Annotated in this window: 23 protein-coding genes; 7 read left to right on the top strand and 16 right to left on the bottom strand. The window is 63.4% G+C overall.

The genetic code is table 11. The features are described from left to right. Positions 1-146 precede the first annotated feature (146 nt). Both JWP26_RS06115 and greA read right to left on the bottom strand, forming a co-directional pair. Positions 147-1,031 carry an AraC family transcriptional regulator gene (locus JWP26_RS06115; protein WP_299724745.1) on the bottom strand — a complete coding sequence of 295 codons (885 nt, stop codon included), beginning with the start codon at positions 1,029-1,031 and terminating at the stop codon, positions 147-149. A 175-nt stretch (positions 1,032-1,206) separates the two neighbouring features. After that, positions 1,207-1,689, bottom strand: a complete 483-nt coding sequence (gene greA / locus JWP26_RS06110; RefSeq protein ID WP_299724743.1) for a transcription elongation factor GreA — start codon at positions 1,687-1,689, stop codon at positions 1,207-1,209. Positions 1,690-1,868: 179 nt separating this feature from the next. Between greA and JWP26_RS06105 the strand changes: the two genes are divergently transcribed. Both JWP26_RS06105 and JWP26_RS06100 read left to right on the top strand, forming a co-directional pair. After that, on the top strand, positions 1,869-2,438 hold the full coding sequence (locus JWP26_RS06105) for a TetR-like C-terminal domain-containing protein (RefSeq protein WP_299724741.1): 570 nt from the start codon (positions 1,869-1,871) through the stop codon (positions 2,436-2,438). Next, a complete protein-coding gene (locus JWP26_RS06100; RefSeq protein WP_299724739.1) occupies positions 2,435-3,628 on the top strand; it encodes an SGNH/GDSL hydrolase family protein in 1,194 nt (397 codons plus the stop codon). Before JWP26_RS06105 ends, JWP26_RS06100 begins: the two co-directional genes overlap by 4 nt. A 27-nt stretch (positions 3,629-3,655) precedes the next feature. Here JWP26_RS06100 and JWP26_RS06095 read toward each other — a convergent pair whose 3' ends face one another. Continuing rightward, positions 3,656-4,321 (bottom strand): arylesterase, encoded by a 666-nt coding sequence (locus tag JWP26_RS06095; protein WP_299724737.1) that lies wholly within the window; start codon positions 4,319-4,321, stop codon positions 3,656-3,658. Between the two features lie 46 nt (positions 4,322-4,367). Here JWP26_RS06095 and JWP26_RS06090 point away from each other — a divergent pair, with 46 nt between their 5' ends. Both JWP26_RS06090 and JWP26_RS06085 read left to right on the top strand, forming a co-directional pair. Then, positions 4,368-5,069 (top strand): ABC transporter ATP-binding protein, encoded by a 702-nt coding sequence (locus JWP26_RS06090; protein ID WP_299724735.1) that lies wholly within the window; start codon positions 4,368-4,370, stop codon positions 5,067-5,069. Next, complete coding sequence (locus JWP26_RS06085) at positions 5,066-7,612, top strand: FtsX-like permease family protein (RefSeq protein WP_299724733.1); 2,547 nt, start codon at positions 5,066-5,068, stop codon at positions 7,610-7,612. Before JWP26_RS06090 ends, JWP26_RS06085 begins: the two co-directional genes overlap by 4 nt. 14 nt (positions 7,613-7,626) lie before the next feature. Here JWP26_RS06085 and JWP26_RS06080 read toward each other — a convergent pair whose 3' ends face one another. From JWP26_RS06080 to JWP26_RS06035, 10 genes are all read right to left on the bottom strand, one after another. Further along, entirely contained in the window at positions 7,627-8,400 is a 774-nt protein-coding gene (locus JWP26_RS06080; protein WP_299724731.1) for an exodeoxyribonuclease III, read from the bottom strand. A 7-nt stretch (positions 8,401-8,407) separates the two neighbouring features. Then, positions 8,408-9,052 carry an alpha/beta family hydrolase gene (locus tag JWP26_RS06075; RefSeq protein WP_299724729.1) on the bottom strand — a complete coding sequence of 215 codons (645 nt, stop codon included), beginning with the start codon at positions 9,050-9,052 and terminating at the stop codon, positions 8,408-8,410. 1 nt (position 9,053) lies between these two features. After that, positions 9,054-10,124: a tetratricopeptide repeat protein gene (locus JWP26_RS06070; RefSeq protein WP_299724727.1), complete on the bottom strand. Its 1,071-nt coding sequence runs from the start codon at positions 10,122-10,124 to the stop codon at positions 9,054-9,056. Between the two features lie 6 nt (positions 10,125-10,130). Continuing rightward, positions 10,131-11,033, bottom strand: a complete 903-nt coding sequence (locus JWP26_RS06065; RefSeq protein WP_299724725.1) for a Ku protein — start codon at positions 11,031-11,033, stop codon at positions 10,131-10,133. A 39-nt stretch (positions 11,034-11,072) separates the two neighbouring features. Beyond that, the gene (gene ligD / locus JWP26_RS06060; protein WP_299724723.1) at positions 11,073-13,502 is read right to left on the bottom strand and encodes a DNA ligase D; all 2,430 of its coding nucleotides are present in this window, start codon (positions 13,500-13,502) and stop codon (positions 11,073-11,075) included. Between the two features lie 230 nt (positions 13,503-13,732). Beyond that, on the bottom strand, positions 13,733-14,518 hold the full coding sequence (locus tag JWP26_RS06055; RefSeq protein ID WP_299724721.1) for an NAD(P)-dependent oxidoreductase: 786 nt from the start codon (positions 14,516-14,518) through the stop codon (positions 13,733-13,735). A gap of 10 nt (positions 14,519-14,528) precedes the next feature. Continuing rightward, complete coding sequence (locus JWP26_RS06050; protein ID WP_299724719.1) at positions 14,529-16,208, bottom strand: ABC transporter ATP-binding protein; 1,680 nt, start codon at positions 16,206-16,208, stop codon at positions 14,529-14,531. 7 nt (positions 16,209-16,215) lie between these two features. Next, positions 16,216-17,304: an ABC transporter permease gene (locus JWP26_RS06045; protein ID WP_299724820.1), complete on the bottom strand. Its 1,089-nt coding sequence runs from the start codon at positions 17,302-17,304 to the stop codon at positions 16,216-16,218. A gap of 65 nt (positions 17,305-17,369) precedes the next feature. Continuing rightward, complete coding sequence (locus JWP26_RS06040; RefSeq protein WP_299724717.1) at positions 17,370-18,353, bottom strand: ABC transporter permease; 984 nt, start codon at positions 18,351-18,353, stop codon at positions 17,370-17,372. A 72-nt stretch (positions 18,354-18,425) separates the two neighbouring features. Next, on the bottom strand, positions 18,426-20,336 hold the full coding sequence (locus tag JWP26_RS06035; RefSeq protein ID WP_299724715.1) for an ABC transporter substrate-binding protein: 1,911 nt from the start codon (positions 20,334-20,336) through the stop codon (positions 18,426-18,428). Between the two features lie 215 nt (positions 20,337-20,551). Here JWP26_RS06035 and kdgD point away from each other — a divergent pair, with 215 nt between their 5' ends. Beyond that, positions 20,552-21,463, top strand: coding sequence for a 5-dehydro-4-deoxyglucarate dehydratase (gene kdgD, locus JWP26_RS06030; RefSeq protein WP_299724713.1), 912 nt, complete (start codon positions 20,552-20,554; stop codon positions 21,461-21,463). 101 nt (positions 21,464-21,564) lie between these two features. On the opposite strand, the gene JWP26_RS06025 is transcribed toward kdgD, so the two are convergent. Beyond that, entirely contained in the window at positions 21,565-22,572 is a 1,008-nt protein-coding gene (locus JWP26_RS06025) for a mannonate dehydratase (protein WP_299724711.1), read from the bottom strand. A 178-nt stretch (positions 22,573-22,750) separates the two neighbouring features. Between JWP26_RS06025 and JWP26_RS06020 the strand changes: the two genes are divergently transcribed. After that, positions 22,751-23,485: a FadR/GntR family transcriptional regulator gene (locus JWP26_RS06020; RefSeq protein WP_299724709.1), complete on the top strand. Its 735-nt coding sequence runs from the start codon at positions 22,751-22,753 to the stop codon at positions 23,483-23,485. Then, positions 23,485-24,351, top strand: a complete 867-nt coding sequence (locus JWP26_RS06015; protein WP_299724707.1) for an SMP-30/gluconolactonase/LRE family protein — start codon at positions 23,485-23,487, stop codon at positions 24,349-24,351. The genes JWP26_RS06020 and JWP26_RS06015 overlap by 1 nt, the downstream gene beginning before the upstream one ends. 87 nt (positions 24,352-24,438) lie before the next feature. Here the strand turns inward: JWP26_RS06015 and JWP26_RS06010 are convergent, their stop codons facing one another. Further along, positions 24,439-26,115 carry a gamma-glutamyltransferase gene (locus tag JWP26_RS06010; RefSeq protein WP_299724705.1) on the bottom strand — a complete coding sequence of 559 codons (1,677 nt, stop codon included), beginning with the start codon at positions 26,113-26,115 and terminating at the stop codon, positions 24,439-24,441. Positions 26,116-26,145: 30 nt separating this feature from the next. Beyond that, on the bottom strand, positions 26,146-26,830 hold a 685-nt coding region (locus tag JWP26_RS06005; RefSeq protein ID WP_299724703.1), incomplete at its 5' end, for an ABC transporter permease.

The raw sequence follows: 26,830 nt of genomic DNA, 5'->3' as shown, positions 1-26,830 counted from the left end.
GGGTTTGGCAGCGGCGTTGACGCGCCTATGCTGTTTGGCTCCTCCCAGATGTCGAAGTCTGGACGTGTTTTTTCGATCGCGGGCCGCCACAAGCGCGCCCGCGTTCGTCTTTCGGCGATGTCCTTTTCCTCCCTACTCCTTTGCTGTTAGGCGGCTTCGGCCGCTCTTGTGTTCTCGATCAAAAGCGTCCTGAAGCGGCTGGGCGGCATGCCCTTCTGCGTCAGGAACTGCCGATTGAAATTGGACAGATTGTTGAAGCCCACCGCGTAGCAGATCTCGATGATCGGCATGGCGTCGTCGCTCATCAGCAACTGGCAGGCGAGGTTGATGCGCAGCCGGTTCACATATTGCACCAGCGCCATGCCAGTATGCTTGCGGAAGCTGCGCGAAAACGCGCTCGGGCTTTGCCCGGCGATGGCCGCCAGGTCACCCTCGTTGAACGGCTCCGTCAGGTGACAACCGATATGGGCCAGCACCTTGTTGATGGCGATCGACATATAGCCCGACGGGTCCGGCAGATAGGTGGAACTGGCCAGCGTCTTCACATCGCCGGCGCGGCAGAGATTGCCCATGATGTGCATGAACAGCTCGATCCGCCGCACGCCCTGCGCCTCGATCAGCTCTTCCAGCTCGGCCGCGATGCCCTCGGTGGTGCGGGGCGAAAACAATGCGCCATGGCGGCTCTGCTCCAGCACCCGCCCGAAGGCGGTCAATTCCGGCAGCACCTTCATGGCATTGCCGATGAAATCCTCGGAGAACTGCACGATGCGGCAGCGCAACGGCACCACAACGCCTTCTGGCAGTTCGCTGACCCAGTTATGCGGCAGGTTCGGACCGGTGAGCACCAGATTGCCGGGCTCGAATTCGCCGATGAAATCGCCGACGAAATAACGGCCGCGCGTGGCCACCACATGGTGCAGCTCATATTCAGGATGAAAGTGCCAGCGCACCGTGTGGAACGGATAGCCGTGCGACCATGCCTTGAATGACTCGCCGCGGCGAATCTGGACGACCTCTAGGTCTGGCTCCATGGCCTGCTCCCTCCGACGGGGTCTTGACCCCGTCTCTGCCTGCGGGCCGGTTATCCGGTTCTCCGCATGACCTGAAGCTAGACCTGTTAAATCCTCCGCGCCACCACAGGGCGTCGCCACAACCGATACTTTTTTGACACCAACAGCGCCTGGGCCGAACCCCGACGAAACTTGCCTACGAAATAGCGATGATTTCGAGTTCGCGGTCGCCGAGGGTGACGACGTCTCCAATGGCCTTGCCGATCAGCATGCGCGCCACCGGCGACACGTAGGAAATCGAGCCGGCTTTGGGATCGGCCTCGTCTTCCCCCACAATGCGGTATTTCTGCACCCGCCCGTCGTCGCGACTGAAGCTGACCGTGCTGCCAAAAGCGACCGTATCGGTCGAGGCCCGGTTGGGAACCACCTGGGCGGTGCGGAGGCGGTCGGTGAAATAGCGCAGGTCGCGAAACGGCACAGCCGATTGCCGCCGCCGCTCATTGACGTCTTCGATCGTGCTCGCGGCGTTGTAGGCATCGCGCGCCTGGGCGAGTTGCGACTGCAAGGCCAGCAATCCGGCCTCGGTGACAAGGTTCGGTTCTGCAGAAATCGGGCGGTCGGGCAGCAGCGTTTCCGACGCCGTTTCAGCACTGTCTTCCTTGGTGAACGCAACGCTCAATTTCGAACTCCATTTGGACGCGGACCCGACGCGCAACGCCGCAGTTCCTCAAAGGATGCGGTTCACGCTCATACGCGACAGCCGTCATGATGCCCATACCCAAGAACCGAACAGCCCTCTTGCATCGCCTAATATACTTAGGATAATAGGCATCCTGCATAGGAAGGCAGGAGAGAACATTGGCACGAGCCGGACTGACCGCGGATCGCCTTATCCGGGCCGGCGCAGTATTGGCCGATGAAATTGGCTTCGAGCAGGTGACCCTGGCCGCTCTGGCCAGGCAATTCGACGTCAAGCTCGCCAGCCTCTACGCGCATGTGAACAACGCACATCACCTCAAGGCCGGCATCGCCCTGCTGGCTCTGGATCAACTCGCCGCTTTGGCGGCCGATGCCGTGGCGGGACGGGCCGGCAAGGAGGCGCTCGTGGCTCTTGCCAATGTGCATCGCGACTTCGCCCGTGCTCATCCCGGTCTCTTTGCCGCCTGCCGATTCGAGCTCGACGATGCGACTGCCGCCACCAGTGCCGGCGTCCGGCTTGCCCAAATGCTTCGCGCCGTGCTGCGCGGCTATAGTCTGAGCGAGCCGGACCAGACCCATGCGGTCCGGCTATTGGGCAGCGTCTTTCTTGGCTTTGCGACCCTCGAGCTGGCGGGCAGCTTCAAACACAGCCTGCCCGACCCCGCCAATTCATGGTCGCGCACCGTGGATGCAATCGACATGACTTTACGGAGCTGGCCGACAAAATGAACGTTCATCCCAATTGGATAGCCACCCCGATCACCCGGAGCTTTGTGCGCGGCGCCCTTGAACTGGAGCAGACCGCCGACGGCCTGCTACCGCATCGGTTGCCGGCCTGGGCGCGCGCGCAATATGCCGATCCGCAACTGGCCATGGTCGAGGCACAGCCCTCGGGCGTTCGGCTTGTCTTCCGCACTGAGGCAACCGCCATAGAATTGGACGCACTTCCTACCAAGCGGGTTTATGTCGGCATGCCGTCGCGGCCCGATGGCGTCTATGATTTGCGGATTGACGGCGACCTGGCGGCACAAGCCAGCCTTGAAGGCGGCAAGGTGCTCCGCATCGATATGGCCAACGGCTCAACCACAATCGAAACCGGTCCCGCCGGCACGCTCCGCTTTCACTCTCTGCCGCCGGGCGCCAAGACTATCGAAATCTGGCTGCCGCATAACGAAACCACCGAGCTCATCGCGCTGCGCACCAATGCCCCTGTCCATGCCATCGACGACAGCGGCACCAAGGTCTGGCTGCACCATGGCAGCTCGATCAGCCATGGCTCCAACGCCGCCAGCCCCACCGGCACTTGGCCCGTGATTGCCGCCTCGCGTGCCGGCGTGTCGCTCGTCAATCTGGGCTTTGGCGGCAGCGCCTTGCTCGATCCTTTCACCGCGCGCACCATGCGCGACATTCCGGCCGACCTGATCAGCCTCAAGCTCGGCATCAATCTGGTCAATACCGACCTGATGCGCCTCCGCGCCTTCGGTCCGGCCGTGCATGGCTTTCTCGACACCATCCGCGAGGGTCATCCCACGACGCCGATCCTCGTGGTCTCCCCGATTCTGTGTCCGATTCACGAAGACACGCCCGGCCCCACAGCCCCGGATATCGCCGCCCTTGCCCAAGACCAATTGCGGTTCCTGGCCACCGGAAATCGGGCCGAGATCGCCGCCGGTAAGCTGACCCTGGCCATTATCCGCACGCACCTGGCCGGGATCGTGAAACAGCGCGCCGCGACCGACCCGAACATCTATTACCTGGACGGACTCGCGCTTTATGGCGATGCAGACCACGCTCAATTGCCACTGCCCGACGCAGTCCACCCCGATGCGGCGACCCATCAATTGATCGGCGATCGCTTCACTAGGCTTGCCTTCGGTCCTGCCAGCCTCTGGGCGGACGCGATCAACGCCAAAGCCTGAGCGTTTCCGAGTGTTTGGCCTCGTCACCTAATGCGTTGCAGTGCCCAGCACTTGCTCGACATAGGGCAGGATATTGGCAACGATACGCTTCACCCCTTCTGCATTCGGATGGATGGCATCGGCCTGGTTCAACGCCGTGTCCAGTGCCACACCATCGAGGAAGAACGGAAACAGCGTGGCCTTGTGCTTTTCGGAGAGCGCCGGAAACACACTATCGAACACAGCGACATAATCCTTGCCCAGGCTGGGATTGGCCTTCATTCCGGCAAGCAGCACGGGAACGCCATCGGCCGCAAAGCGATCGAGGATGGCGCCAAGATTGTGCCCCACGGCCTCCGCCGGCAGCCCCTGCAGCATGTCATTGGCGCCCAGTTCGAGCAGCACGGCGTCAGGTCGATCCGCCAGCGTCCAGTCAAGCCGCGCCAGGCCGTCCGCCGAGGTATCGCCGGAAACGCTGGCATTGACCACCGCAACATCCAGGTGTTTTGCGTCGAGCGCGGCCTGCAATTGAGCGGCAAAACCGTCCTTCGCGTCGAGGCCCAACCCGGCCATCAGCGAGTCCCCATAGAGCAGCAGTGTCCTGGGCGCCGCCTGCGCCAGCGTCGGCAGGGCGATGAGCGCCACGGCCCCGAGGACGATCAGCCGCAGGCCATCACGCAGAATTTGGGCAGCACGCACTGTTCTTTTGGTCATTCCTGCTTACCTGTTGGGCGATCTTCAGCCAGCCGAGAGATGCATCATGAGCGGCCCCGTAGTCGAGACTGCCGCCATGAACCTGCATCTCACCTCCGGCAAAACCCCGCTGCACATTCTCAAGGATATCAGCTTCCACATCGATCCGGGCGAGGTTGTGGCCGTGGTCGGCCCCTCGGGCAGCGGCAAGACCTCGCTGCTGATGGTGCTCGGCGGCCTGGAACGCGCCAGTGAAGGCGCCGTGACTGTGGGAAACACCACGCTGGCCGGCTTGGGCGAAGACGAGCTCGCCATCTTCCGTCGGCGCAACCTGGGCATCCTGTTCCAGAATTTTCACCTGATCCCGTCGATGACGGCCCTGGAAAACGTCGCGCTCGCACTGGAAATCGCCGAGGATGGCAGGTCCTACAGGGCCATTCGCACCGCCGCGACCGAGGCGCTGGCCGCAGTCGGACTTAGTGACCGGCTCGATCATCTGCCCAGCGCATTGTCCGGTGGCGAGCAGCAGCGCGTCGGCCTCGCCCGCGCCATTGTCACCAAGCCAAAACTGCTGCTGGCGGACGAACCCACCGGCAACCTCGATCAGGAAACCGGCGCCATGGTCATAGACATGATGTTTGCCCTGGCGCGCGACAACGATACCGCCGTGTTCCTCATCACCCACGACCGCAGCCTCGCCGCCAAGGCGGACCGTATTCTCAACATGAACCACGGACATCTGTCGGCCGCGGTCGCCGTGCCCGCATGAGCAGGCTGGGCGGTTGGGTCCGCGTCGCCCTTATCGACCTGCGCGGCGACGTACGGCGCTTTGCCATCCTGCTGGCCTGCCTGACGCTCGGCGTCGGCGCCATCGCGGCGGTATCCTCGGTGGGCGCGGCGTTGCAAACCGCCATCGCCCGCGATGCGCGGGTGATCCTGGGCGGTGACCTCGAGGTACGCAATAGCGGCACCGACATCGCTGCCGACCAGGTCGCCTATTTCAGCAAGCTCGGTGCCGTCGCCAAGGTCGTCGACCTCAATGCCCGCGCCACCGCCGGCGATAAAAGTGTGTTCCTGAGCCTGCGTGCCATCGGCGACAACTACCCTCTGGTCGGCAGCGTCGAACTCGGTGCCGACGCCAATGGCGCGACCCTGAACGACCTACTGGCGAGCCGCGACGGCATGGCGGGGGTGGTGGTTGATGCCAAGGTGCTGGACCGTCTTGGCCTCGCCCTGGGCGATCAGGTCAGCATCGGCAATGCCGATTTCATCATCCGCGGCACCCTCAAGGCGCTGCCGGACCAGGCCGCGCAGGGCTTCCAGCTCGGCCTGCCGGCCCTGATGTCGGTCCAGGGACTGCACGATGCCGATCTGGACGTCGCCGGCGCCCTCACCCGCTTCCGCTACAAGATTGCGCTCTCCGCCATGGACTTCGCCGCCGCCTCCGAAGACCTGCGCAAAGCCTTCCCCGATGCCCCCTGGGACATTCGCTCCCCCCGCGACGCCACCGCCGACCTGGCAAAATTCTTCGATCTGTTCAGCCGGTTCCTCGTGCTGGTGGGCCTGTCATCGCTGCTGGTCGGCGGCGTCGGCGTCTCCAATGCCGTTGCGGCCTATGTCAACGAACGCCAGAGCTCGATCGCCACGCTGCGTAGTCTCGGGGCCACCAGCGCGCGCGTGCTGACTCATTTCCTCAGCCAGATCATGCTGCTGTCGCTGGTGGGCATCGCCATCGGGCTGGTGCTCGGCGCCGGTTCGACGCTCATCGCGCTACCGATCCTGTCGGGCATGCTGGCTATCGACTTGCCTCCGACACTCGACCCCGCAGCCTTGGCCGCGGCGGCGGGCTTCGGCATCCTGATCGCCTTCGCGTTCGCGCTGCTCCCGTTGCGGGGCGCGCAAAAACTTCAACCGGCCAGCCTGTTCCGCGCCGCCGGCGGCAATCTGGCCGGCGGCATCGGCTGGCGCGACATTGTCCGCCCCCGCACCGCATTGCCGCTGATCCTGGCCTTCGCCGGCATTGCTGGCCTCGCCGTGGCGGTGACGGGCGAGCCCATGCTGGTGCTGTGGTATGGTGTCGGCGCGCTCCTCGCCTTCGCGCTGCTGCGCGCCGCAGCCTGGGTGCTGCAGTTCGCGCTCCGACTACTACCGCCCTTCCCCAGCGCCGTGCTGCGCCAAGCCATAAGGGCGATCCATCGCCCCGGCGCTCCCGCCCCCGTCGTCATCCTGTCGCTTGGCCTCGGGCTGGCCCTGCTGCTGATGATCACGCTGCTGGACAGCAATCTGCGGGCCCAGATCGACGGCGCGGTCGCCGACAAGGCGCCATCCTTCATCCTGATCGACGTCAAGCAGGACCAACTGGCTGCCATCAAGGGCTTTGCCGATGCCGACCCGCAGATCACCAAGTTCGACAGCGTCTCAATGCTGCGAGGCACCATCGAGGCGGTCAAGGGCAAGCCGGTGACCGAGCTTGGTCCCCTACCCGACGACATCGCCGATATGTTCAAGGGCGACACCGCCCTGAGCTGGGCCAAAGACTTGCCGGCCGGATCGACCCTCGCGGAAGGCAAGTGGTGGGCGCCCGACTATTCTGGCGATCCCCTGATCTCGCTCAGCACCGAACTGCAGGAGCCTCTAGGGCTCAAGCTGGGCGACCAGTTGACCATCAGCGTGCTGGGACGGCCCCTTACCGCGACCATTGCCAATTTCCGCGATATCGAATGGCGTGATGGCGGCCTCAATTTCCGCCTGCTGTTCTCCCCCGGCCTGATCGAGAAGGCGCCGCAGAATTTCATGGCCAGCATCAAAGCCGCGGACGGCGCCAATGACGCGGTCGAAAGCCGCCTCAGCAAAACCTTCCCCGCGCTGACTTTCCTGCCAGTCGGCGATGCGCTGGAACGGATCGCCGGCATTCTGGCGAGCCTGGCTAATGCCGTGGCGCTGGTCGGCAGCATTGCCGTGCTGTCGGGCATGCTGGTGCTGGCCGGTGCCATGGCGGTGGGGCGCAAGCAGCGCGAGGCCGACGCGGTGGTCATGAAAGTGCTGGGCGCAACGCGCCGCGACGTCATCGTGGCCTTCACCGTGGAATACGGCATCCTGGGATTGCTGGCCGCCCTGTTGGCCCTGATATTGGGCACGACGGGCGCCTGGGCAATTCTCACCTACGTGCTGGAAATTCCCTTCGCGCTCGATATTGGAACGAGCCTGACCATCACGCTCGGCGCCGTCGCGCTGACCATCGTGACCGGCATGCTCACGACCTGGTCCGCAATGTCGATCCGCCCCGCCCGCCAGCTCCGCGCGGAGTCCTAGGCCAGAAGCGGTCGTCAGTCGCCCAGCGTTACCCATGTCGTCGCGTGGTCGCTCGCGCCGTCCTGCCCCCGAACGTCGCGGTCGACGCCCGAACTGACCAGCCGCTTCGCCAGCTTCTTGCTCAGCAGCAAATGATCGAGGCGCAGCCCGGCGTCGCGCGGCCAGCGGTTCCGCATGTAGTCCCAGAAGGTATAGACCGTCTCGTCCGGATGCGTCTTGCGGATGGCGTCGGTCCAGCCCTGCTTGAGCAGGCGTGCGAACTGGGCGCGCGGCTCGGGTTGGACCAGCGCGTTGGCGTTGTAGGAAGTGGTCGCGTAGATGTCGCGCGGCTCGGGGACGATATTGTAGTCCCCCGCCAACACAACCGGCAGTCCGGTGGCGAAAAGTTCGCCGGCATGGGCGATCAGCCGTTCGGTCCATTCCAGCTTGTAGTTGAACTTGGGCCCCGGCTGCGGATTGCCGTTGGGCGCATAAAGCGAGGCGATGAGCACCCCATCGACCGCCGCCTCGATATAGCGGGCCTGGCCATCATCGGGATCACCCGGCAGCTCAGTACGCGTCAGGACCGGCTCTGCACCGCGAGCCAGGATGGCGACGCCGTTCCACGCGGATTCTCCCCGCCACACCGCGCCATAGCCGGCATCGGCCAGCGCGGTGGCCGGAAACTGCCGGTCCGTCGCCTTGAGCTCCTGCAGGCACACCACATCCGGCGCCGCGTCGGCCAGCCAATCCATGAGGTTGGGCAGGCGCCGATTGATCCCGTTGATGTTGAACGTCGCGATCTTCATGGCGCCGTCACGGCACGATGCGCCCGATCCAGCCTTGAACGGCGCTAGCCATGGTTGCCAGGTGTTCGGCCGCGCTGAAGCCCGAAATCGTCTTGCGCGGCTTGAGGTCGTGGTCGCCATCCTCGAGCCACATGAGCTCGATCGCCGACGACAATTCGTAATGCACCACCTCCTGGCGCGTACCAAATTCATCGCGTGTGCCCTGCACGATCAGGCTCGGCGTCTTGACGCCAACCAGGTGTTTGGTGCGCAATTGCTCGGGCTGTCCCGGAGGATGAAACGGATAGCCGAGGCACAATAGCCCAGCGATCCGCCCGGCCTCATACAACGGGTCCGCCACCATGCTGGCGACGCGCCCGCCCATCGATTTGCCGCCGATGATCAATGGACCGTTCGTCGGTCCCAGATCGTCCACCGCCGCGACGAATTCGGGCATCACCTTGTCGGCGCGCGGCGGCGGTCTGCGCCCCGCATCGGTCCGCCGGCTGGCCATATAGGCAAATTCGAACCGGGCGATGCGAAGGCCCGCTGCGGCAAGCACCTTGGTGGTCGCGTTCATGGAGCCCGAGTCCATCGGCGCCCCTGCCCCATGCGCCAGCAGGATGGTGACCTCGGCGTCTTCGGGGCCGTCGAAAATGAAACTGGTTGCCATGCTATCCTGCCGTTCGAAGCTGTTGATCGGCCACAGCTATACCCGCCCGCGCGCGCCGCGCCCAATCCGATGTGGCATCCAGCTCCAGATAACGCCGCCACCAGCCGCGCGCGGCCGACAGCACCCCGGCTTCATATTCCAATGCACCGATATTGTAGATCGCGTCGGCATACCCCTCGTCCAGCTCGATGGCGCGGGCCAGGTGCCGGCGCGCCGCATCGACCTTGCCGAGTTCGCGCAACAGCCCGCCATAGTTGAACCAGGCTTCAATGAATAAAGGGTCTCGCTTCAGGGCCGTGACATAGGCGTTGGCCGCGTCATTTGTGTCGCCGATTGCCCGCAGACAATTGCCAAGGTTGAACGCCGAGGTCGCGTCAGTCGGATCGATGGCCGAGCAATGCGCATAAAGCGTCGCGGCCTCGGCATAGAGCCCAGCGGCTTCGGCCGTTTCCGCGAGCCCGAAATAGTCCTCGGCTTCCCCGTCGTCATCCGGCATGGGCAGCAAGCGCTGGCCATCCAGTTCGGACGTCGATTGGGCGTCGCGGGCGAGAATTTTGTCGCTGCCCCCGGGATGCAGACTTAGCGAGGTCAGCGACCCGACCGGCCCGATCTGATGCACCGAGCGGGCAATCGCGCTCCAGCTCGCGCCACTGGCGATCAGCCCCGCATATTTCTTCGCCAGGATCAGGTCGCGAAACGAAAACGGCTCGGCGTCATGCTCGAACCCGTCAAACAATGCCAGCAGGTCGAACGCATGCCCGCTCAGGCCCGACTGATCGAGGATCGACTGCCGCAACATATTGGACGCGGCGACCGGCGGCAGCGTGGCCAGCGCCCGCAGAAACCCGTTCTCACTGAGCAGTCGGCGCGGCCGCGCCGCAGCCACCCGGCGCTCGATGTCGCCCTCGTCACTCTTGAAAAGCAGCGTGCGCCCCAACACGACGGTCGTCGTGCCCCGGGTGACGCTGCGATGCAGGCGCCCGCCAAGGCTTTCGACCCGCCTGACCGCCAGGCGCACGGGAAAGGCTCGCAAGGCGCCAACGACGCCGAAACTCTCCCCCTTGAGGTGCATACTGACCTAGGCCTTTTTCTTTGGGGCCGCCTTCGGTGCTGCGGCCTTCGACGCGTCGAGCGCGGCCTTCAAAGATATCTTGGTGGGCGACTCCTTGGCAACGGGGGGCGCCTTGGGCTGGCTCTTTGCCGCCGGCTTGGCTTCCCCGAGGCTGGCCTTGAGCGCGTCCATCAGGTTGATGACATTGCCGCGTTCCGGCGCCGAGGCGATAATGGGATTGTGGCCCTTTAGCTTCTCGCGGATCATCGCCATCAGGGCGACTTCGTAGCGGTCCTCGTAATCCTTGGGATTGAACGGCTTGACCTTCTGCTCGATCAGCTTCTGCGCCAGGTCGAGCATTTCCGGATCGGGATCGCCGTAGGGAATGTTGCCGAAATATTCGCCGGTGCCGCGCACTTCGCTGGGATTGCGCAGGGTGGTGAGCACCATGCCGTTTTCGCGCGCACCGATGGTGACCACGCGCTCGCGGCTGGTCATCACCAGGCGGGCGACTGCCAGCTTGCCGCTCTTGATCATGGCTTCGCGGATGACGCCGAACGTCTCCTCCGCCATGGCGCCATCGGGCACCAGATAGTAGGGCGCGTCCTGATAGACGGCATCGACATCGTCCTTGTCGACGAAGGCCTCGATGCTGATCGTATGGTTGGACTCGATGCGCACCGCATCGATGTCCTCATCGCTGATGATGATATATTGCTTGGGCTCGTACTCGTAGCCGCGCACCAGGTCCGATCGCTCCACCAGGCCAAGCTCGGGGTCAACCGCCTTCATGTTGATGCGGTTATGCGTGTCTTTGTGCAACTGGTTGAAGCTGATGCGGTCGGCCGTGCTGGTCGCCGGGTACAATTTCACCGGGCAGCTGACCAAACTCAGTCGAAGATGCCCCTTCCAACTCGCCCTTGCGGCCATCGTCGCCTCCTACGCGCACTACTGCTCCACCACAAGAAATCATGCAGGCAAGTCCCGTGCTGACTCGTTAATGTCGGCCCAGGGGTCGCCTGTTGTGGTTAATAGACCTGGAAGAGAAGAGTAATTCAGGTCCTCGGGAGAGTCGATGGACTCCAGATCGCGCCAATCGATTGGGGTCGATGCTGGCAGGTGCGGTCGCGCGCGCAGCGAATAGGCCGCCACCGCCGTCGCGCTGCGGGCATTGCGATGGTAGTCGATGAAGATGCGGCGCTTGCGGTTCTCTGCGCCCATGACGGTCACGAATGTATCGGGGCCGGTCGCGGCGAGCTTGGCTGCAATGCCGGCTGTTGCCTGATGCGTCTGTTTCCAGTTCCGCTTGGGCGGTATCGGCACGACGATATGCAGCCCCTTGCCCCCCGATGTCTTGACGAACGGCACCAGGCCCATCGCTTCCAACTCTCCTCGCAGATGCACCGCGCCATTGACCACTTCGCGCCACGCCACCCCCTCACCAGGATCGAGGTCGAAGATCACACGGTCCGGCTTGTCGAGATGCGCCTCGTGAGTGCCCCAGGCGTGAAATTCCACGATGCCGAACTGCGCCAGCGCCAGATACCCCTTGGCGTCCTCCACGGTCAGGAAGGACTTGACCTCGCCCTCGGAATTCTTGGTCTCGAAGCTTTTGAGCGTCGGCGGCATGCCGGTGAACGGATGTCGCTGAAAGAAGCAGTCATGCGGCTTGCCGCTGGGACAGCGGAACAGCGACACCGGACGATTGAACAGATGCGGCAGCATGTAGTCGCCGACCGCCGCGTAATAGACCGCGATATCGAGCTTGGTCGGGCCGGATTTGCCGAACAGGCGCCGCGTCGGATTGGTCACCCAGATGCCCGCGAGGTCAGAGTCCGAAACGATGCGCTTGCGCTGCGTCGTCACCGGCGTCGAAAGCTCAGCCTCGCGCAGGCCCTTGAACACCGCGTGCCGCAGGGCCTTGTCGGCGGTGATGGTCGCATATTGAATTTTGGCATTCAACACCGGCCGGACCGGCAGGATTTCCTTCGGTGCGCCTTCGAGCTTCCCCGCAATCCGCAGCGCCTCCAGCCGGGGCAAAAGCGCCGCCATGGCTTGGGCGTCGATGCCTGTACCAACCTTGCCGCGATATTCGAGTTCCCCATCGACCCATTCGGCCATGGCCAGCGCGCCGATCCCCCCATTGGCTTCCGACTCGCTATATCCCGCGATGACGAAATCACCGGTCTTGAGCGCCTTGACCTTGAGCCAGCTCGCCGAGCGCCCGCCTTGATGCAGGCCGTCGGAACGCTTTGAGACGATGCCCTCAAGGCCTTCGCCCGACGCGTGTTCATAGAGCGGGCCCCCATCGCCCTCGACGTGATCGCTGTACTGTATTGCCGAGCGGCCATGGACATGCCCTGCCAGCAGTTGCGCCAACAGCGCCTTGCGCTTGAGCAGCGGAACGGCGCGCAAATCCCATCCGTCCAGATAAAGCAGGTCGAAAGCGTAGAATACGAGCTTGTTGCCTGCCCCCTCCGACAAGGCGTCCTGCAGCCCGGCAAACCGGCTGATGCCCTTTTCATCGAGCACGACGATCTCGCCGTCGATGATCGCCTGGCGGCAGGGCAATGCGCCAAAGGCCGCAGGCAAATCGCCGTAGCGACGCGTCCAATCCAGCCCGCCCCGGGTAATCAGACGGCTCGCTCCAGCTTCCACGAATGCCAGCGTGCGATACCCATCGAACTTGATTTCATGCAGCCACTTCCCGTCCTTGGGAGGAGCGGCGCTCGGGCTGGCAAGCTGCAGTTCCATCGTCGCCGGCATCGGCGCCTTGACCGCACCCGGGGCCTTTCCCGGAACCGGCTTGCTCACTTTTTGCGGCTGAACCGGCACCGCGACCAGCTCTTCGATCCGCCGACCCGATTTGACGCTTTCGGGCCGTTCGGCGAGGATATCGACCTCGGTACTCATCGCCGTGTCGTGCTCCTTGAACAGGAGCCAGCCAACCTTGCCATTGTCCTCCGGCTTCGGCTTGAGCCGGGTCAGCATCCACCCGCCTTTGAGCTTTTGCCCCGCCAGCCGAAACTTGAAACTGCCCTTGGCAATATCCGAGGCCGCATCGCCCATCGGCGCCCATTCGCCGGTGTCCCACACGATCATCGGCCCCCCGCCATACTCCCCCTCGGGAATGACGCCTTCGAAGTCGATATACTCGATCGGATGATCTTCCGTCGCCACGGCAAACCGCTTGTCGGCCGGATTGAGCGAGGGTCCCTTCGGCACCGCCCAGCTCTTCAGCACCCCGTCCAGTTCAAGCCGAAGATCGTAGTGATCGGCCGTGGCGGAGTGCTTGTGAACGACGAAACGGCTACTCCCGCCACCGCCCCCACCGCTTGGTTCGGTGGTTTTCGAGAAGTCCCGCTTTGCACGGTAAGTTTGAAGTTTCTGTCGACCCATGCGCCGACGCTACACTGCAACATCACTAGCAGGAAAGCCCACGCATTCGTCGCAGCTGTCCGCCGTATCGACGCCATCCTGCGGACCGACGGCTCCGCCGTTCTGTCAGCCAATGCCGGGCTCAAGGCGAATTCTAGGCGCCCATCGTCGCATTATGGTGCGCCGGCGGAACCGGGGAGTGGCCATTTCAGACGATAGTTGCAACGGCGTGCGCCAACGAAGCGCCAGCGTCAGTTATCATCGAAATGTCCCCAGTTTGCGAAGACGCCGCCGGTATACAGATGACGCGGGTCATTAGGGTCGAGGGAAGCATGGGGATCGGGTTGGCCAAGTTCGGTCGAGCCATGCTGCGGCGCCCAGCCCAGTTCCGGATCGGGCGCATTGACATAGAAGGCGTTGGGATTGTTGGAGATACCGAACGCGGTGCGGTGGCCAAGGTCGGGCATATCGAGGCCGCGCTCGACCAAGGCCGCAAGATCGTCCCGATTGCACCAGAGCCGGGCCTCCCGCGAAGTCCCGGGATTGCCGGCGGTACAGATACGGATAGCGAGGCACTCTATGCCGAATTTATCGAAATAGAGCCGGCTCAGGGTTTCGCCGAAGGCCTTGGAGACGCCGTAGAGCGAGTCCGGCCGATAGGCATCGCCGATCGCCACCGGAGTGGCGTCGAGCGGATACATACCCTGCACATGATAGGACGAGGCGAAGACGACGCGTCCGACGCCGGCTTTGCGCGCGGCTTCGAAGACATTGTAGGCGCCCACGATATTGGCATCGAGCACGGTCTGCCAGCCGGCCTCCTTGGACATGCCGCCGAAATGGACGACGGCGGAAATGTCTTGCGCCATCAGCCGGTCGACGGCGGCGCTGTCGGCCAGGTCGGCGATCTCGACGGGTCCGTGATCCTCGGGCGCAACGATATCGGTGGCCAGAACCGCCCTGCCCCGCGCCGCGAACCAGGCGCGCAAATGGGTGCCCAGGCGGCCCGAAGCACCGGTCAGCAAAACTTGGGGCATAGCAAAATCCTCAGGCGGGCGCGTCGGCGCGCAGACGGGGATTGGGCCGTGGCACGGCACTGATCAGGGTCTTGGTATAGTCGTGCTGCGGGTTTTCGCAAATCTGGGCGACATCGCCGATCTCGACGATCTTGCCATTTTTCATCACGACCACCCGGTCGCAGAAATAGCGGATGACCGAAATGTCGTGCGAGATGAACAGGTAGGAGAGCCCGAATTCGGACTGCAGGTCGCGCATCAGGTCCAGCACCTGATGGCGCAGCGACACGTCGAGCGCCGAGGTCGGCTCGTCGGCGATGATCAGGCGCGGGCGCACGGCGATGGCACGGGCAATGGAAATGCGCTGGCGCTGCCCGCCGGAAAAGGCATGCGGATAACGATCGCCGATATCAGCGGGCAGACCGACGCGGGTGAGAAGGTCCTCGACGCGGTTGAGCATTTGCCGCTCGGACATGTCGGTATTGGTGCGCAGCGGCTCGGAGATTATCTGGTAGATGGTCATGCGCGGATTGAGCGAGGAATGCGGGTCCTGGAAGATCATCCGCACTTCGCCGTAGAGCGACTTCATCTGCCGCCGCGACAGGTTGGCGATATCGACCTCGCTGCCGTCGCCCTGCCAGTAGTTCACTTGGCCGGCAGTGGGATTATAGACGCGCAGCAGCGTGCGCCCCAGCGTGGTCTTGCCCGACCCTGACTCACCGACGACACCGACCGTCTCGCCCTGGTTGATGGTGAAACTGACGCCATCGATAGCCTTGAGATAGGCGGCGGGCTTGCCCAGAATGCCTAGGTTGAGCGGGAAATGCAGCGACAAATCCTTGATCTGGGCGATCGGCTGTTCCGAGACCGGACGGGTCGGGCGTGGGCCCGGTGTTTCCAATTTCAGCACCGAGCCGAGCAGCGCGCGGGTATAAGGCTGCTGCGGATTTTCGAACAGATCGAAGACGCCGGCTTCCTCGACCTTCTCGCCGCGGAACATCACCATGACACGGTCGGCGATCTGGGCGACGACGCCCATGTCATGGGTGATGAACAGCACGGCCATGCCGCGGTCGCGCTGCAATTCGCGGATCAGCGACAGGATTTCGGCCTGGGTGGTGACGTCCAGCGCCGTGGTCGGCTCGTCAGCGATGAGGATTTCGGGATTGCACGACAAAGCCATGGCGATCATGGCGCGCTGGCGCATGCCGCCCGAGAATTCGAAAGAGTAGCGATCCAGCGCCGCGTCGGGATTGGGAATACGCACCCGGTCGAGCAGCGCGGCGGCGCGCTTGCGGGCGTCTTCCTTGCTGATGGTTTCATGCAGCCGGATGGCCTCGATGATCTGGTGGCCGATGGTATGGACGGGCGAAAGCGACGTCATCGGCTCCTGGAAGATCATGGCGATGCGGCGACCGCGGATCTTGCGGATCGCTTCGCCGCGATTGCCCAGGGCGACGATGTCGGTTTCGCCGGTCTCGGTCGAGAGCAGGATTTGCCCATTGGTGATTTCGCCCGGCGCGGCGACCAGCTGCAGGATAGCGCGAGCGGTCACCGATTTGCCGGAACCGCTCTCGCCAACGACGCAGAGTGTCTCGCCGCGATTGAGCTCGAAGCTGAAATCCTTGACCGCGTGAACGACCTGTTTGTGGATGGGAAAATCCACGGTGAGGTTGCGAACCTTGAGAATGGGAGCCTGAATTTCGGTCATCGCAAACTCACTTGGCATAGGGGTCGGCGGCGTCGCGCACGCCATCGCCGAGGAAATTGAGGCTGAGCACCGCGATTACGATGCAGATGCCGGGCACGAACAGCCACGGCGCCTGGGTGATGGCGCGCAGGTTCTGCGTATCCTGCAACAGCACGCCCCAACTGACGATGGGCGGTTGCAGGCCAAGCCCGAGGAAGCTCAGCGAGCTTTCGGCGAGGATCATATTGGGGATGGCGAGGGTTATGGCGGCGATGATGTGGGAATAGAGCGAGGGCATCATGTGGCGCATGATCAGGCGAAATTCGCTGACGCCATCGAGCCGGGCGGCGATGACGAAATCGTCGGAGCGCAGGCTGAGGAAGCGGCCGCGCACCACGCGGGCGATTTCGGTCCAGCCAATCAGCGACAGGATGATCAGGATGGCGAAGTAGATTTGCAGCGGCGGCCAATCCTTGGGCATGGCGGCGGCAAGGCCGAGCCAGAGCGGAATGGTGGGGACGGAGCGGATGAACTCGATGACGCGCTGGATGGCGCGGTCGACCATGCCACCGTAATAGCCGGAGATACCGCCCAGGGTCATGCCGATCAGCAGCGACAGGCCAACGCCTACCAGGCCGATGGACATGGAAATGCGGGTGCCGTGAATGGTGCGGCTGAGCAGGTCGCGGCCCAGCCGGTCAGCGCCGATCAGGAAGAAGGGCTGGCTCTGGTCGAGCGGGCCGATGAAATGCAGGTTGCTCGGAAACAGGCCCCACATCTTGTAGGGCTGGCCCTGCACGAAAAAGCCGATGGGCACGATCACATCGGGATCGGGCACGAAGACGCGGCGGAAGCTTTTGACATCGAGCGTAATCTTGTAGCCGGTCACATGAGGCTGGAAGCTTTGCCCGCCCTGCCGGTCATCGGCAAACAGCCCGATCGATTGCGGCGGCGCAAACGTATAGCGCGGATCGAACTTACCCGGATCGGCCGGGGCCAGAAATTCGGCGAACAGCGCCACCAGATAAATCAGCCCGACCACGAACAGCGACACCAGCGCCAGCTTGTGCTTGCGGAACTTGTGCCAAATCAGCACCCACTGGCCGGCTGCCTGCATGCGCCCGGCATCGATCTGGCGATCGAGCAGGTCGTCGTCGCTGGGCGGCAATTGCGTATCGACGCTCATGACAGTCGGATCCTGGGGTCGGAGATGGCAAGAAGGATGTCGGAGATCAGCGTGCCGATGAGCACCAGCCCGCCATTGAGCAGGATGAAGGCGCCCGCCAGATACATGTCCTGGCTCTTGAGCGCCTGCAGCAGCAATGGCCCAGCGGTGGGCAGGTTGAGCACCGTCGAGACGATCAGCTCGCCCGAAATCAGCGCCGGCAGCACCCAGCCGACCGTGGAAATGAACGGATTGAGCGCCACGCGCACCGGATAGGTTAGGATCAGCCGCGTCTCGGGCATGCCCTTGGAGCGTGCTGCCTCAACATAGGGCTTGTGCAACTCATCGAGCAGGTTGGCGCGCATGATGCGGATCAGGGAGGCGGTGCCGGCAGTGCCCAGCACGAAGACGGGAATCCAGGCATGGGTGATGAAATCCCAGACCTTAGCCAGCGAGAAGCCGGCATTGACGAATTCGGGCGAAAACAGCCCGCCGACCGAGACGCCGAACCACATGGTGGAGACGTAGAGCAGCAGGATCGCCAGCAGGAAATTGGGTGTCGCCATGGCGAGAAAGGCGAAGGCCGTGGCGATGTAATCGACCGCCGAATATTGCCGAACCGCCGAATAGACGCCGATGGGCAAGGAAAACGACCACATCACGATCAGCGTGACGAAGGAGATCAGCGCTGTCATCGCCATGCGGCCCCAGACCAGTTCGGTCACCGGCTGGTTCCACTCAAAACTCTGGCCGAAATCGCCCTGCACGACGCCGCCGATCCACTTGAAATATTGCACCACGACATTCTCGCCCAGCCCATAGCGGTCGCGCAGGCTGTTGAGCATGTCGCTGTCCACTGTCTCGCCGGATTGGGCAAGCTGGGCCGCATAGGTCGAGACATAGTCGCCGGGCGGCAGCTGGATGACCGTGAAGGCCAGGATCGAGATAGCGATCATGGCCGGGATCATCCCGAGCATCCGTTTCAAAATATAGATCAGCATCAGCCCAGCATCCTGCCCGTGGTGGGGAGTGGCCCGGCCCGCGACGATCGCAGGCCGGGCCATCGCATCGCGTTACGGCTTGAAGTAGAACTGCTCGACGTTCAGCGTGCCCGGATCGGGATGGATCCAGCCGGTCGGTGTCTCATCGGGGACATTGCCTAGGTTGTTGGCGACGATGGCGTATTTCGGAGCCGGCGTGGTGACGCCAATCTGGTAGAACTGGTCGGCCGTGATATCGAGAATCTGCTGGAACAGCTTGACCTGTTCATCGGAGTCCGCCGTCGCCTTGATGGCGTCGTAGAGATCCCACTGCTTTTTCACGTATTCGGGCGGCTCCTCGCCACCGTCGTGGATATAGAACTTGGCCCAATCGACGGCGAAGTTTGACTCGGTGGTGAACGGGAAATAGTCACGCGGATCGATATAGACATCGACGCCGCCCGAAGTCGCACCCCAGATGACGATATCGTGGGCGCTGGCGGTCTTTTCTTCGTAAAACCGGGTGCGGTCCATGACGGTAAAGCGGATATCGAGGCCGATGGCCTGCCAATACTGTGCCATCATTTCACCGGCGTCGGCGGACGCGCCGAGTGCCGTGATGGTGGCAAGGTTGATAACCAACGCACTGCCATCAGGCGCCAGCCGGAACCCGTTGCTGCCGCGCTTGTCCAGACCAATGGAGTCCAGCAACCGATTGGCTTCCGTGGCATCGTAGTTGATGTACTGGGTGGCCAGTTTCTCGTTGTAGAACGGCGTGCCCTTGGTCGGCGAGACCTGCTGCGGGGTGCCCTGCCCGAGATAGAGCGCATCGATCATCGCCTGGCGATCGAGCCCAAGCGACAGCGCGACGCGGAAGTCCTTATTGTCGAAAATCGGCCGCTTGACCGGATCGTGCGAGTTCAGGTTGACCGAAACAGCCAGCTCGTTACCGACCTTCGACACGCGCGGGCTGATGCGGAACTTGCCCGCCTCGGCGCCATCGGCATAGACCGGCAGGTTCGCCGTGGTGGCGGTGTGACGCACTTCATAGCTGATATCGCCGGCCAGCACGCCCAGCACCAGGGTCTGGGGTTCGGCGCTGACCGACATGCTCAGGTTGTCGATATAGGGAAGCTGGTTCCCCGCGGTATCGACCTTCCAGTAGAAGGGGTTGCGGTCGAGCGTTACCCGGGTAGCGCCGGCCACATAGGGCTCGACCACATGCCAGGCTTCGATTGTCGGCCGCTCTGGATTGCGCCAGCGCTCGATGTTTTCCATGCCGACACCACACATGCTGACCATGCGCTCGGCCCAGTCGGCAGCGCCGGCGGCCTTGGCATTGGCATCGGCGTCAGGATTGTACTTGGGCATGAACTGGCTGCAGTACGCCTTGCTCAGCAGGGTCAATTGCACGCCATAGACGCTGGCGGCATTGAGGACGAACAGGCCGTTCGGCTTGCTCCAGGAAATGGTGAACTTGGTCGGCGACTCCACCTTGATGGCGGGCAGTTCGCCCGCCACGGTCAGCCAGCCCGGCTTGGTCGGGAACAGCTTGTCGTCGGGCAGCACATCGTTGATGAAGAAGGCCACGTCATCGGCCGTATAGGGCGTGCCGTCGGACCATTTCATGCCATCGCGCAGGGTGAAGGTGAAGGCCGAGCTATCGGCGCTGACCTCATAAGCCGAAGCAACATTGGGGTGGACATCGCCGGTCCAGGTGGCATCCCAGGCGAGCAGCGGCTCGTAGCCGAAATAGGTGAACAGCATGTTGCGGTCGGTGCCGCCGACCATGCCGCCGCGGAAGGTGCCACCATATTGGCCCACTTCGCTGACCGGCGTCAGCACGCGCGGATCAGTGCCGACGCGATCGGTCACGGCAGGCAGCGTGCCGGCAGTCACCAATGCGTCGAGCATCGGCGCCTGATGATAGTCTTGCGCAAAGGCGGCGCCGGCCAATGTGATAAAAGATATCCCCGCCAAAGCGGCAAGCTTGAGATGCTTCAATGTTCCCTCCCATCGAGCGTGGGCCATGGGTCCGCCGGAGTAATCCCGTGTCGGCGATGGCTGGCGGGAGCTTCGTATGACTGCCCTGCCCTTGTCAATAATAAATCATACTTCTTTTCAATGAGCCTTTGTCAGAACGTTGCTTAGGGGTCGTTGACAGCGGATATTGCAGGATGTTAGCTCCAAACAGTAATACTAATATCAGACGCCAGGAGATGGACGTGACCTTCGACGAAATCAAGGCCAAGATCGGTTCGGGTCTATTGTCCTTCCCGGTGACGGATTTCGATGCGGACGGGGAGTTCGACCAGAAATCCTATGCCGGGCGGCTGCAATGGCTGTCCTCGTTCGATGCGGCAGGCCTGTTCGCGGCGGGCGGCACCGGCGAGTTCTTCTCGATTGGCTATGACGAGTATGACGCCGTAATCCGCACGGCAGTGACCAATAGCGCGCCCAATGTGCCGGTGCTGGCAGGGGTCGGCTATGGCACCCGCATGGCGGTGGACCTGGCGCGACGCGCGGAAAAGGCCGGTGCGGCGGGCATCCTGGTCCTGCCGCATTACCTGATGTTTGCCGAACAGGAGGGCATCATCGCTCACATGAAGGCGATCTGCGACGCGGTGGGCATTGGCGTGATCTATTATGCGCGCGACAATACGCGGCTGACCCCGGACTCGCTGGAAAAGCTGGCGGAGGCCTGCCCCAATCTCATCGGCTACAAGGACGGCATTGGCGACCTGCAGTTGATGGTCCAGATCGCCAGCCGGATCGGCGACCGCATGGTGCATATCGGCGGGTTGCCGACGGCGGAAGTGTTCGCCCAGCCCTATCTCGAGATGGGCGTTACCACCTATTCGTCGGCCGTTTTCAACTTCGTGCCCGAGCTGGCCCTGCGGTTTTACCGCGCCGTCCGCGAGCGCGATTCCGCCACCGTGACCGCATTGCTCAAGAGCTTCTATCTGCCGCTGATCGAGCTGCGCGATCGCAAGCGCGGCTATGCGGTATCAATGGTCAAGGCCGGCGCGGATTTGATCGGCCGACCTGCCGGCAAGGTGCGCAGCCCGCTGACCGAATTGACCGGCAGCGAGCGCGACACCCTGGCAGCGCTGATCGCCTCGCATCGCTGAACGATTTCCCCGCGCACGCCTCCCGGCGCAGAGGCCCGGATCGCAAGATCCGGGCCTCGTGTTTTTCAACGAGCGGGCGAAGGTTGAAGCACCGCCGGCCCCTAAGCCCCGTACGGATCCCAGCCATTCGCCTGGAACAGCCCGATGATATACCCGTAGCAAAATGCAAATGCGGCCTCGAACGGCGCTTCGCCATCAATATCCGGCACGTGGTCAGGCATGATCATGCAGTCTGTACCGACCTCGTGATAGATGCGCAGACTATCGGCCATATCCATGTCGCCGGCGTCGGGAAATTCCTCGGTAAAGGAGTAGCGGCCGCCTTTGATATTGCGGAAATGCACGTTGAAAATCTTCTTGCGGCTGCCGAACCAGCGGATGATGTCGCCGATTTCCTCGCGCGGATTGACCAGGCTTTCGGCGATGGTGCCCTGGCAGAAATTGAGCCCGTGATAGGGGCTTTCGGCGATCGAAACGAACTTCTTGAGCCCATCGGCGCTGCCCAGAACGCGCTCCTCCATGCCGCGATAACCGGGCCGCGTCAGCGGATCGTGCGGGTGGCAGGCGAGACGAACTTTGCTGGCCTCGGCCACCGGCACGACGCGCTCAAGGAACCAGGTGATGCGCTCCCACATCTGCTCGGTGCTCACCTGCCCGGCGCGGCTGAGCGTATCCTGATCAGTAGTTTGGTCGTGCCGGAAGGTCGAGAGCACCGCCCCGCCCCGGCCGCGCTCGGAGGTGGTACGCGGAATACCCAGGATATTGAAATTGTACTTGGTGGCCCTGATACCCAGCGCACCCAGCATTTCGATCAGCGCGCATATGCCATCCACCTCCCGCTGCCGATCGGGATCCTGGCCCAAAACGATCGAGGGTGACTTGACCTTGTCGACCCCGGCCGAGGACATCGGCAACTGCACCATGTCGAGCACGAGGCCTGCTGCATCGATACGATCGATGTGGCGCGCCAGAATATCGCGGGTCCAGTCATGCGGATTGCCGACGGGGTCGACACAGACATGCCTGACCCCCAGTTGCGCCAACTGCCGCAGATAGCGATCGCCTACCGCCTCGAATGCTTCACCGCTGAGCTGGGTGCCGACATACATGTTTCACGCGCCTTGTTTTATGATTTCTCCAAAGTTGTATGAAAGATTTGCTCATGCTACAAGAGCCCGGCGGGATGGCAGTCCTATTTTTCGACGCTAGGCCGCGCTATCGCTACCGCCGGCAGGTGGATGCGATTAGTATCGAAGCCCATGATTTGCCTGCGGCACAGGCTTGGGGATGAACGAATTGGAAGTGCAAGCAGTACGGCTTACCGACCGCGTCAAGCAGGATCTGGTGGCCTTGATCGCGCAGGACAACCTCAAGCCCGGCGACAAGCTGCCCGCGGCCGACCGGCTCTGCGAGCAATTTTCAGTCAGCCGCACCGTAGTGCGTGAAGCCATTGCCAGCCTCAAGGCCGAGGGCCGGCTGCGCTCGCTACGGGGCAGCGGCGTCTATGTCAGCGAACCGCCCGCGCTGGCTGGTGGCTCGATGTTCATGGAAGCGCCGCAGGACATCGGCGATGTGCTCGATTTCATGGAGTTCCGCATGAGCGTCGAAATCGAGGCGGCGGGCCTTGCGGCCGAGCGGCGCACCGAAACCAACCTGTTGCGCATGGAACAGGCGATGAGCCAGTTCGCCCGGCATCTGCAGGACAACTCGCTGGCCACCGACGCCGATCGCGCCTTTCACCGCGCCATCGCCGACGCTACCAACAATGGCCGCTTTCGCCTGTTCGTCGACGAGATGGGTGAGCGGCTGATCCCGCGCCGGGCGCTGGGCGCCAGCTTCACCGACGAGAAGGACAAGACCGAGTTTCTCGGCAATATCGAGATCGAGCATCGCCGCATCTTCGAGGCGATCAACGACCGGCAGGCCGATGCGGCCCGCGCCGCCATGCGCCAGCACCTGCAAGGCGGCCGCCGGCGTTACCGCGAATGGAGCCTGGCCCACGACGTGACACTGCGCAGCTGATGGCACAGCCGCAGGTGGATTTCGTGGTGTCCGGGCGCTTCGCGGTGGGCGAAAGCCCGGTCTGGGACGCCGAAAATGGGCAACTGTTGTGGTGCGATATTCCCGAGGGGGCGATCCACACACTGCATGTCGCCAGCGGCAGGCGATCACACTGGAGCCTCCGGGAGCCTGTGGGCAGCTTTGGACTCGCTCAGGGCAACCGGCTCGTGATCGCGTTGCACGACGAAGTAGTCCTGTTTGACCGGAAAAGCGGCGACCGCCAGCTTGTGGCCCGTGTGCGCCACGCCAAGCAGGGCATGCGGCTCAATGACGGCAAGGTCGGTCCTGACGGGGCGTTCTGGGCCGGCAGCATGGACGCCAGCGGCGATGGTGCCCCCGCGGGTGTGCTCTATCGTTTCGCGCCCGACGGCGACGTGCGGGTGATAAGCCAAGGCGTGACCATTTCCAACGGCCTGGCCTGGAGTGCCGAGGGCACGCGGCTCTATCACTCGGACTCGCGCGGCGATTACTGGCTCGATACCTGGGATTTCGACCCATCCAGCGGCAACGTGACCAACCGGCGGCGTCTCAGTGATCACGACGACAGCCACGGCCGGTTCGATGGCGGCGCCTGCGACATGGCAGGCAATTACTGGTCGGCCGGCCCCTCCGCGGGCCAGGTCAATCGCTTCTCCGCCGATGGCAAATGGCTCGATGCGGTCAAGGTTCCGCTCGCTCACCCGACCATGCCATGCTTCGGCGGCCCGGACCTCCGAACTGTTTTCGTAACCAGTCTGGAATCCGGGACCGCCGGCCCGGGTCGTGATGGCATCGTGAGTTTTCGGGTCGAGGTGCCGGGCGTGCCAGTCGCAAAATTCGCCCGCTAGGCGCGCTGGCCTCGAAGCCAGTCGACAGGCACCGCGGTCACCGCAAAGGCGGTGCCTCTGTGGGTCGAAGCACACAGTGTCGAGGTTTTAGGGTAGCCCCGCAGCTTTGCCAGTGCGGCGAAAGTCGGCGCTCGCAGTCAAGGTATCGCCATCTCGCCAGCACATCTGGAACGATCCCTGATTCCAGTCCCAGGCCGGCATCGGCGTCAGGTGCAGGCCGAGCGCGGTGACGCCCAGCACCGCTTCCGGCGAAATCCGGCTCTCGACCGTCAGGGCGTAATTATCCTCCAGCGGCAGCATGCGTGGCGCATCGGAGGCAGCGTCGGGCGTCATGCCAAAATCCAGGATATTGACCAGCATCTGCGCCACGGTGGCGTACACGTTGCCCGGCGTGCCCAGTGCCAGCCACGGCTTGCCATCACGCATCACGAAGGTGTTGCCCAAGATATTGCGCATCCGCGCGCCGGGCGTGCGCCAGTTGGAAAAATGCGCATTCATGCTGGTTTGCTCATGCGAGCCCATCATGGCCACTCCACCCACGGCCATGCCCGGAATGCCACCCGACTGCACCGTGTTCATCATCTGCAGCCAGTTGCCGTCCTTGTCGACGATGGAAATCTCACAACTACCGACCGGCGCCTTTGACTTGGCGCTGTTCCAGCCCGAGGCGGCGAAGGCAGCCGCACCGGTGGTCAGCCGCACATGATTGGTCAGGTCCACCTTGGGTCGGCTGGCGGCGATCATGGCTGCTAGCGAACGATGATAGCTCGAGTCCATGATCGGTCCCGCCGCTGCCCCGAAATATTCCGGGTCATGCAGGAACCCGCAGGCCTGTTCGGCCAGCCGCAAGGCGTGGCTCATGAAGAACAGATAGTCGGCCCCGAACGGCTCCATCTCCGCAATGCCGGCCTGCTCCAAAACGCCCAGCACCAGCGAACAGAACACCGCCTGGCGCTCCGGCGGCGCCAGGCTGACGATCTCGTGGCCACGATGAGAAAACGCCATCGGCTCCTGCCAGCGCGGCGGATTGGCCGTCATGTGATCCATCCGCACCGCCCAGCCGAGATCATTGCCCGCCTTGACGAAATCGCTCGCCCATTGGCCGGTCGTGAAATAGCCCGGCCCCTCCCCTGCCAGCGCCATCAGCGTCTTGGCCAATGTCGGATTGCGCACCACGCTCCCCACCGGGGGCAGATACCCGTCCGGCATGAACACCGCCCGGCCTTCCTCAAAATAAGTCGAGAACGGCGCGGCAAAGACATTCACCCCATATTCGAACGAGGAGACCGGATGCCCCTCCTCCGCCCAGCGGATCGCCGGCTCGCATAGCCGCGACCAATCCATGGTGCCAAACCGCTCATGCATGGCGCCGAGCCCCGGCATGAAGCCCGGAATGGCAGCCTGCGGCCCTGGCGCACCCTCGCGCGCCCAGCCGCCAACTCCATTGATCGGCCGGAACGGCGACAGGTCATGCGGCAGCGTGCCCAGCGAATTGAGCTGATAGGACTTCTGCGTCTTCGCATCCCAATAGAGAAACGACACCATGCCCGCATGGCTGGTCAGGTGCGGCTCGACCGCCGCCTGCACCAGCGCCCCGGCAATCGCCGCGTCGGCGGCATTGCCACCGACCGCCAGCGTCTCGATCACCGTCTCGGTGACGATGGGATTGCCGGTTGAGGCCACCGCCTTGCCATGCGCCAGCGGCTTTGGCCCTTGGTCAACGATATAGCGGCTTTGCAGATCAATCAGGCGTGCAGCATCCATGAGACGTCACCAGTCCGGAGGGCGAAAAATCTACTCTTTGGGTTCCATAGCGTCGCGCAGGCCATCGCCAAGGAAATTGACGGCCAGCACCGTGCAGAGGATCAACAGCCCCGGCGGGATGGCCAGCCATGGCGCCACGCTCAGCCACGAACTGGCGCTATTGAGCAGATTGCCCCAGGTCGGCACTGGCGGCTGAATACCAAAACCCAGAAAGCTCAGCGCCGATTCCAGCATGATGGCGCTACCCACCGCCAGCGTCGCCGCCACGGTGATCGGCCCGATCGCGTTGGGCAGGATATGCCGGAACATCAGCCGCGCCCCGCCTGCCCCAAGCGCCCGCGCCGCCTCGACGAATTCGCGCTCGCGCAATGCCAGGAACTGGCTGCGCACCAGCCGCGCCGTCCCCATCCAGATCAGCATGCCGACAATGGCAACCAGCAGCGGCGGGCTTGGTCGGAACAGCCCCGACAGCAACAGCACCAGCGGCAGCGTCGGGATCGACAGCATCACATCGGTGAACCGCATCAGGATCGCATCGGTCCAGCCACGATAAAAACCGGACAAAGCCCCCACCAGCGTGCCCGCAATGGTGGCGATGATCGCCCCGGCCAGGCCCACGGCCAGCGACACCCGCCCGCCATAGATCAGCCGCGTCGCGACATCGCGACCCAGTTCGTCCGTGCCCAGCCAGTGCTGCGCATTCATCGGCCCCGGC

This window comes from Devosia sp. (assembly GCF_028290435.1).
Taxonomy (GTDB): domain Bacteria; phylum Pseudomonadota; class Alphaproteobacteria; order Rhizobiales; family Devosiaceae; genus Devosia.
This window is presented reverse-complemented; position numbering and strand designations above follow the sequence as displayed.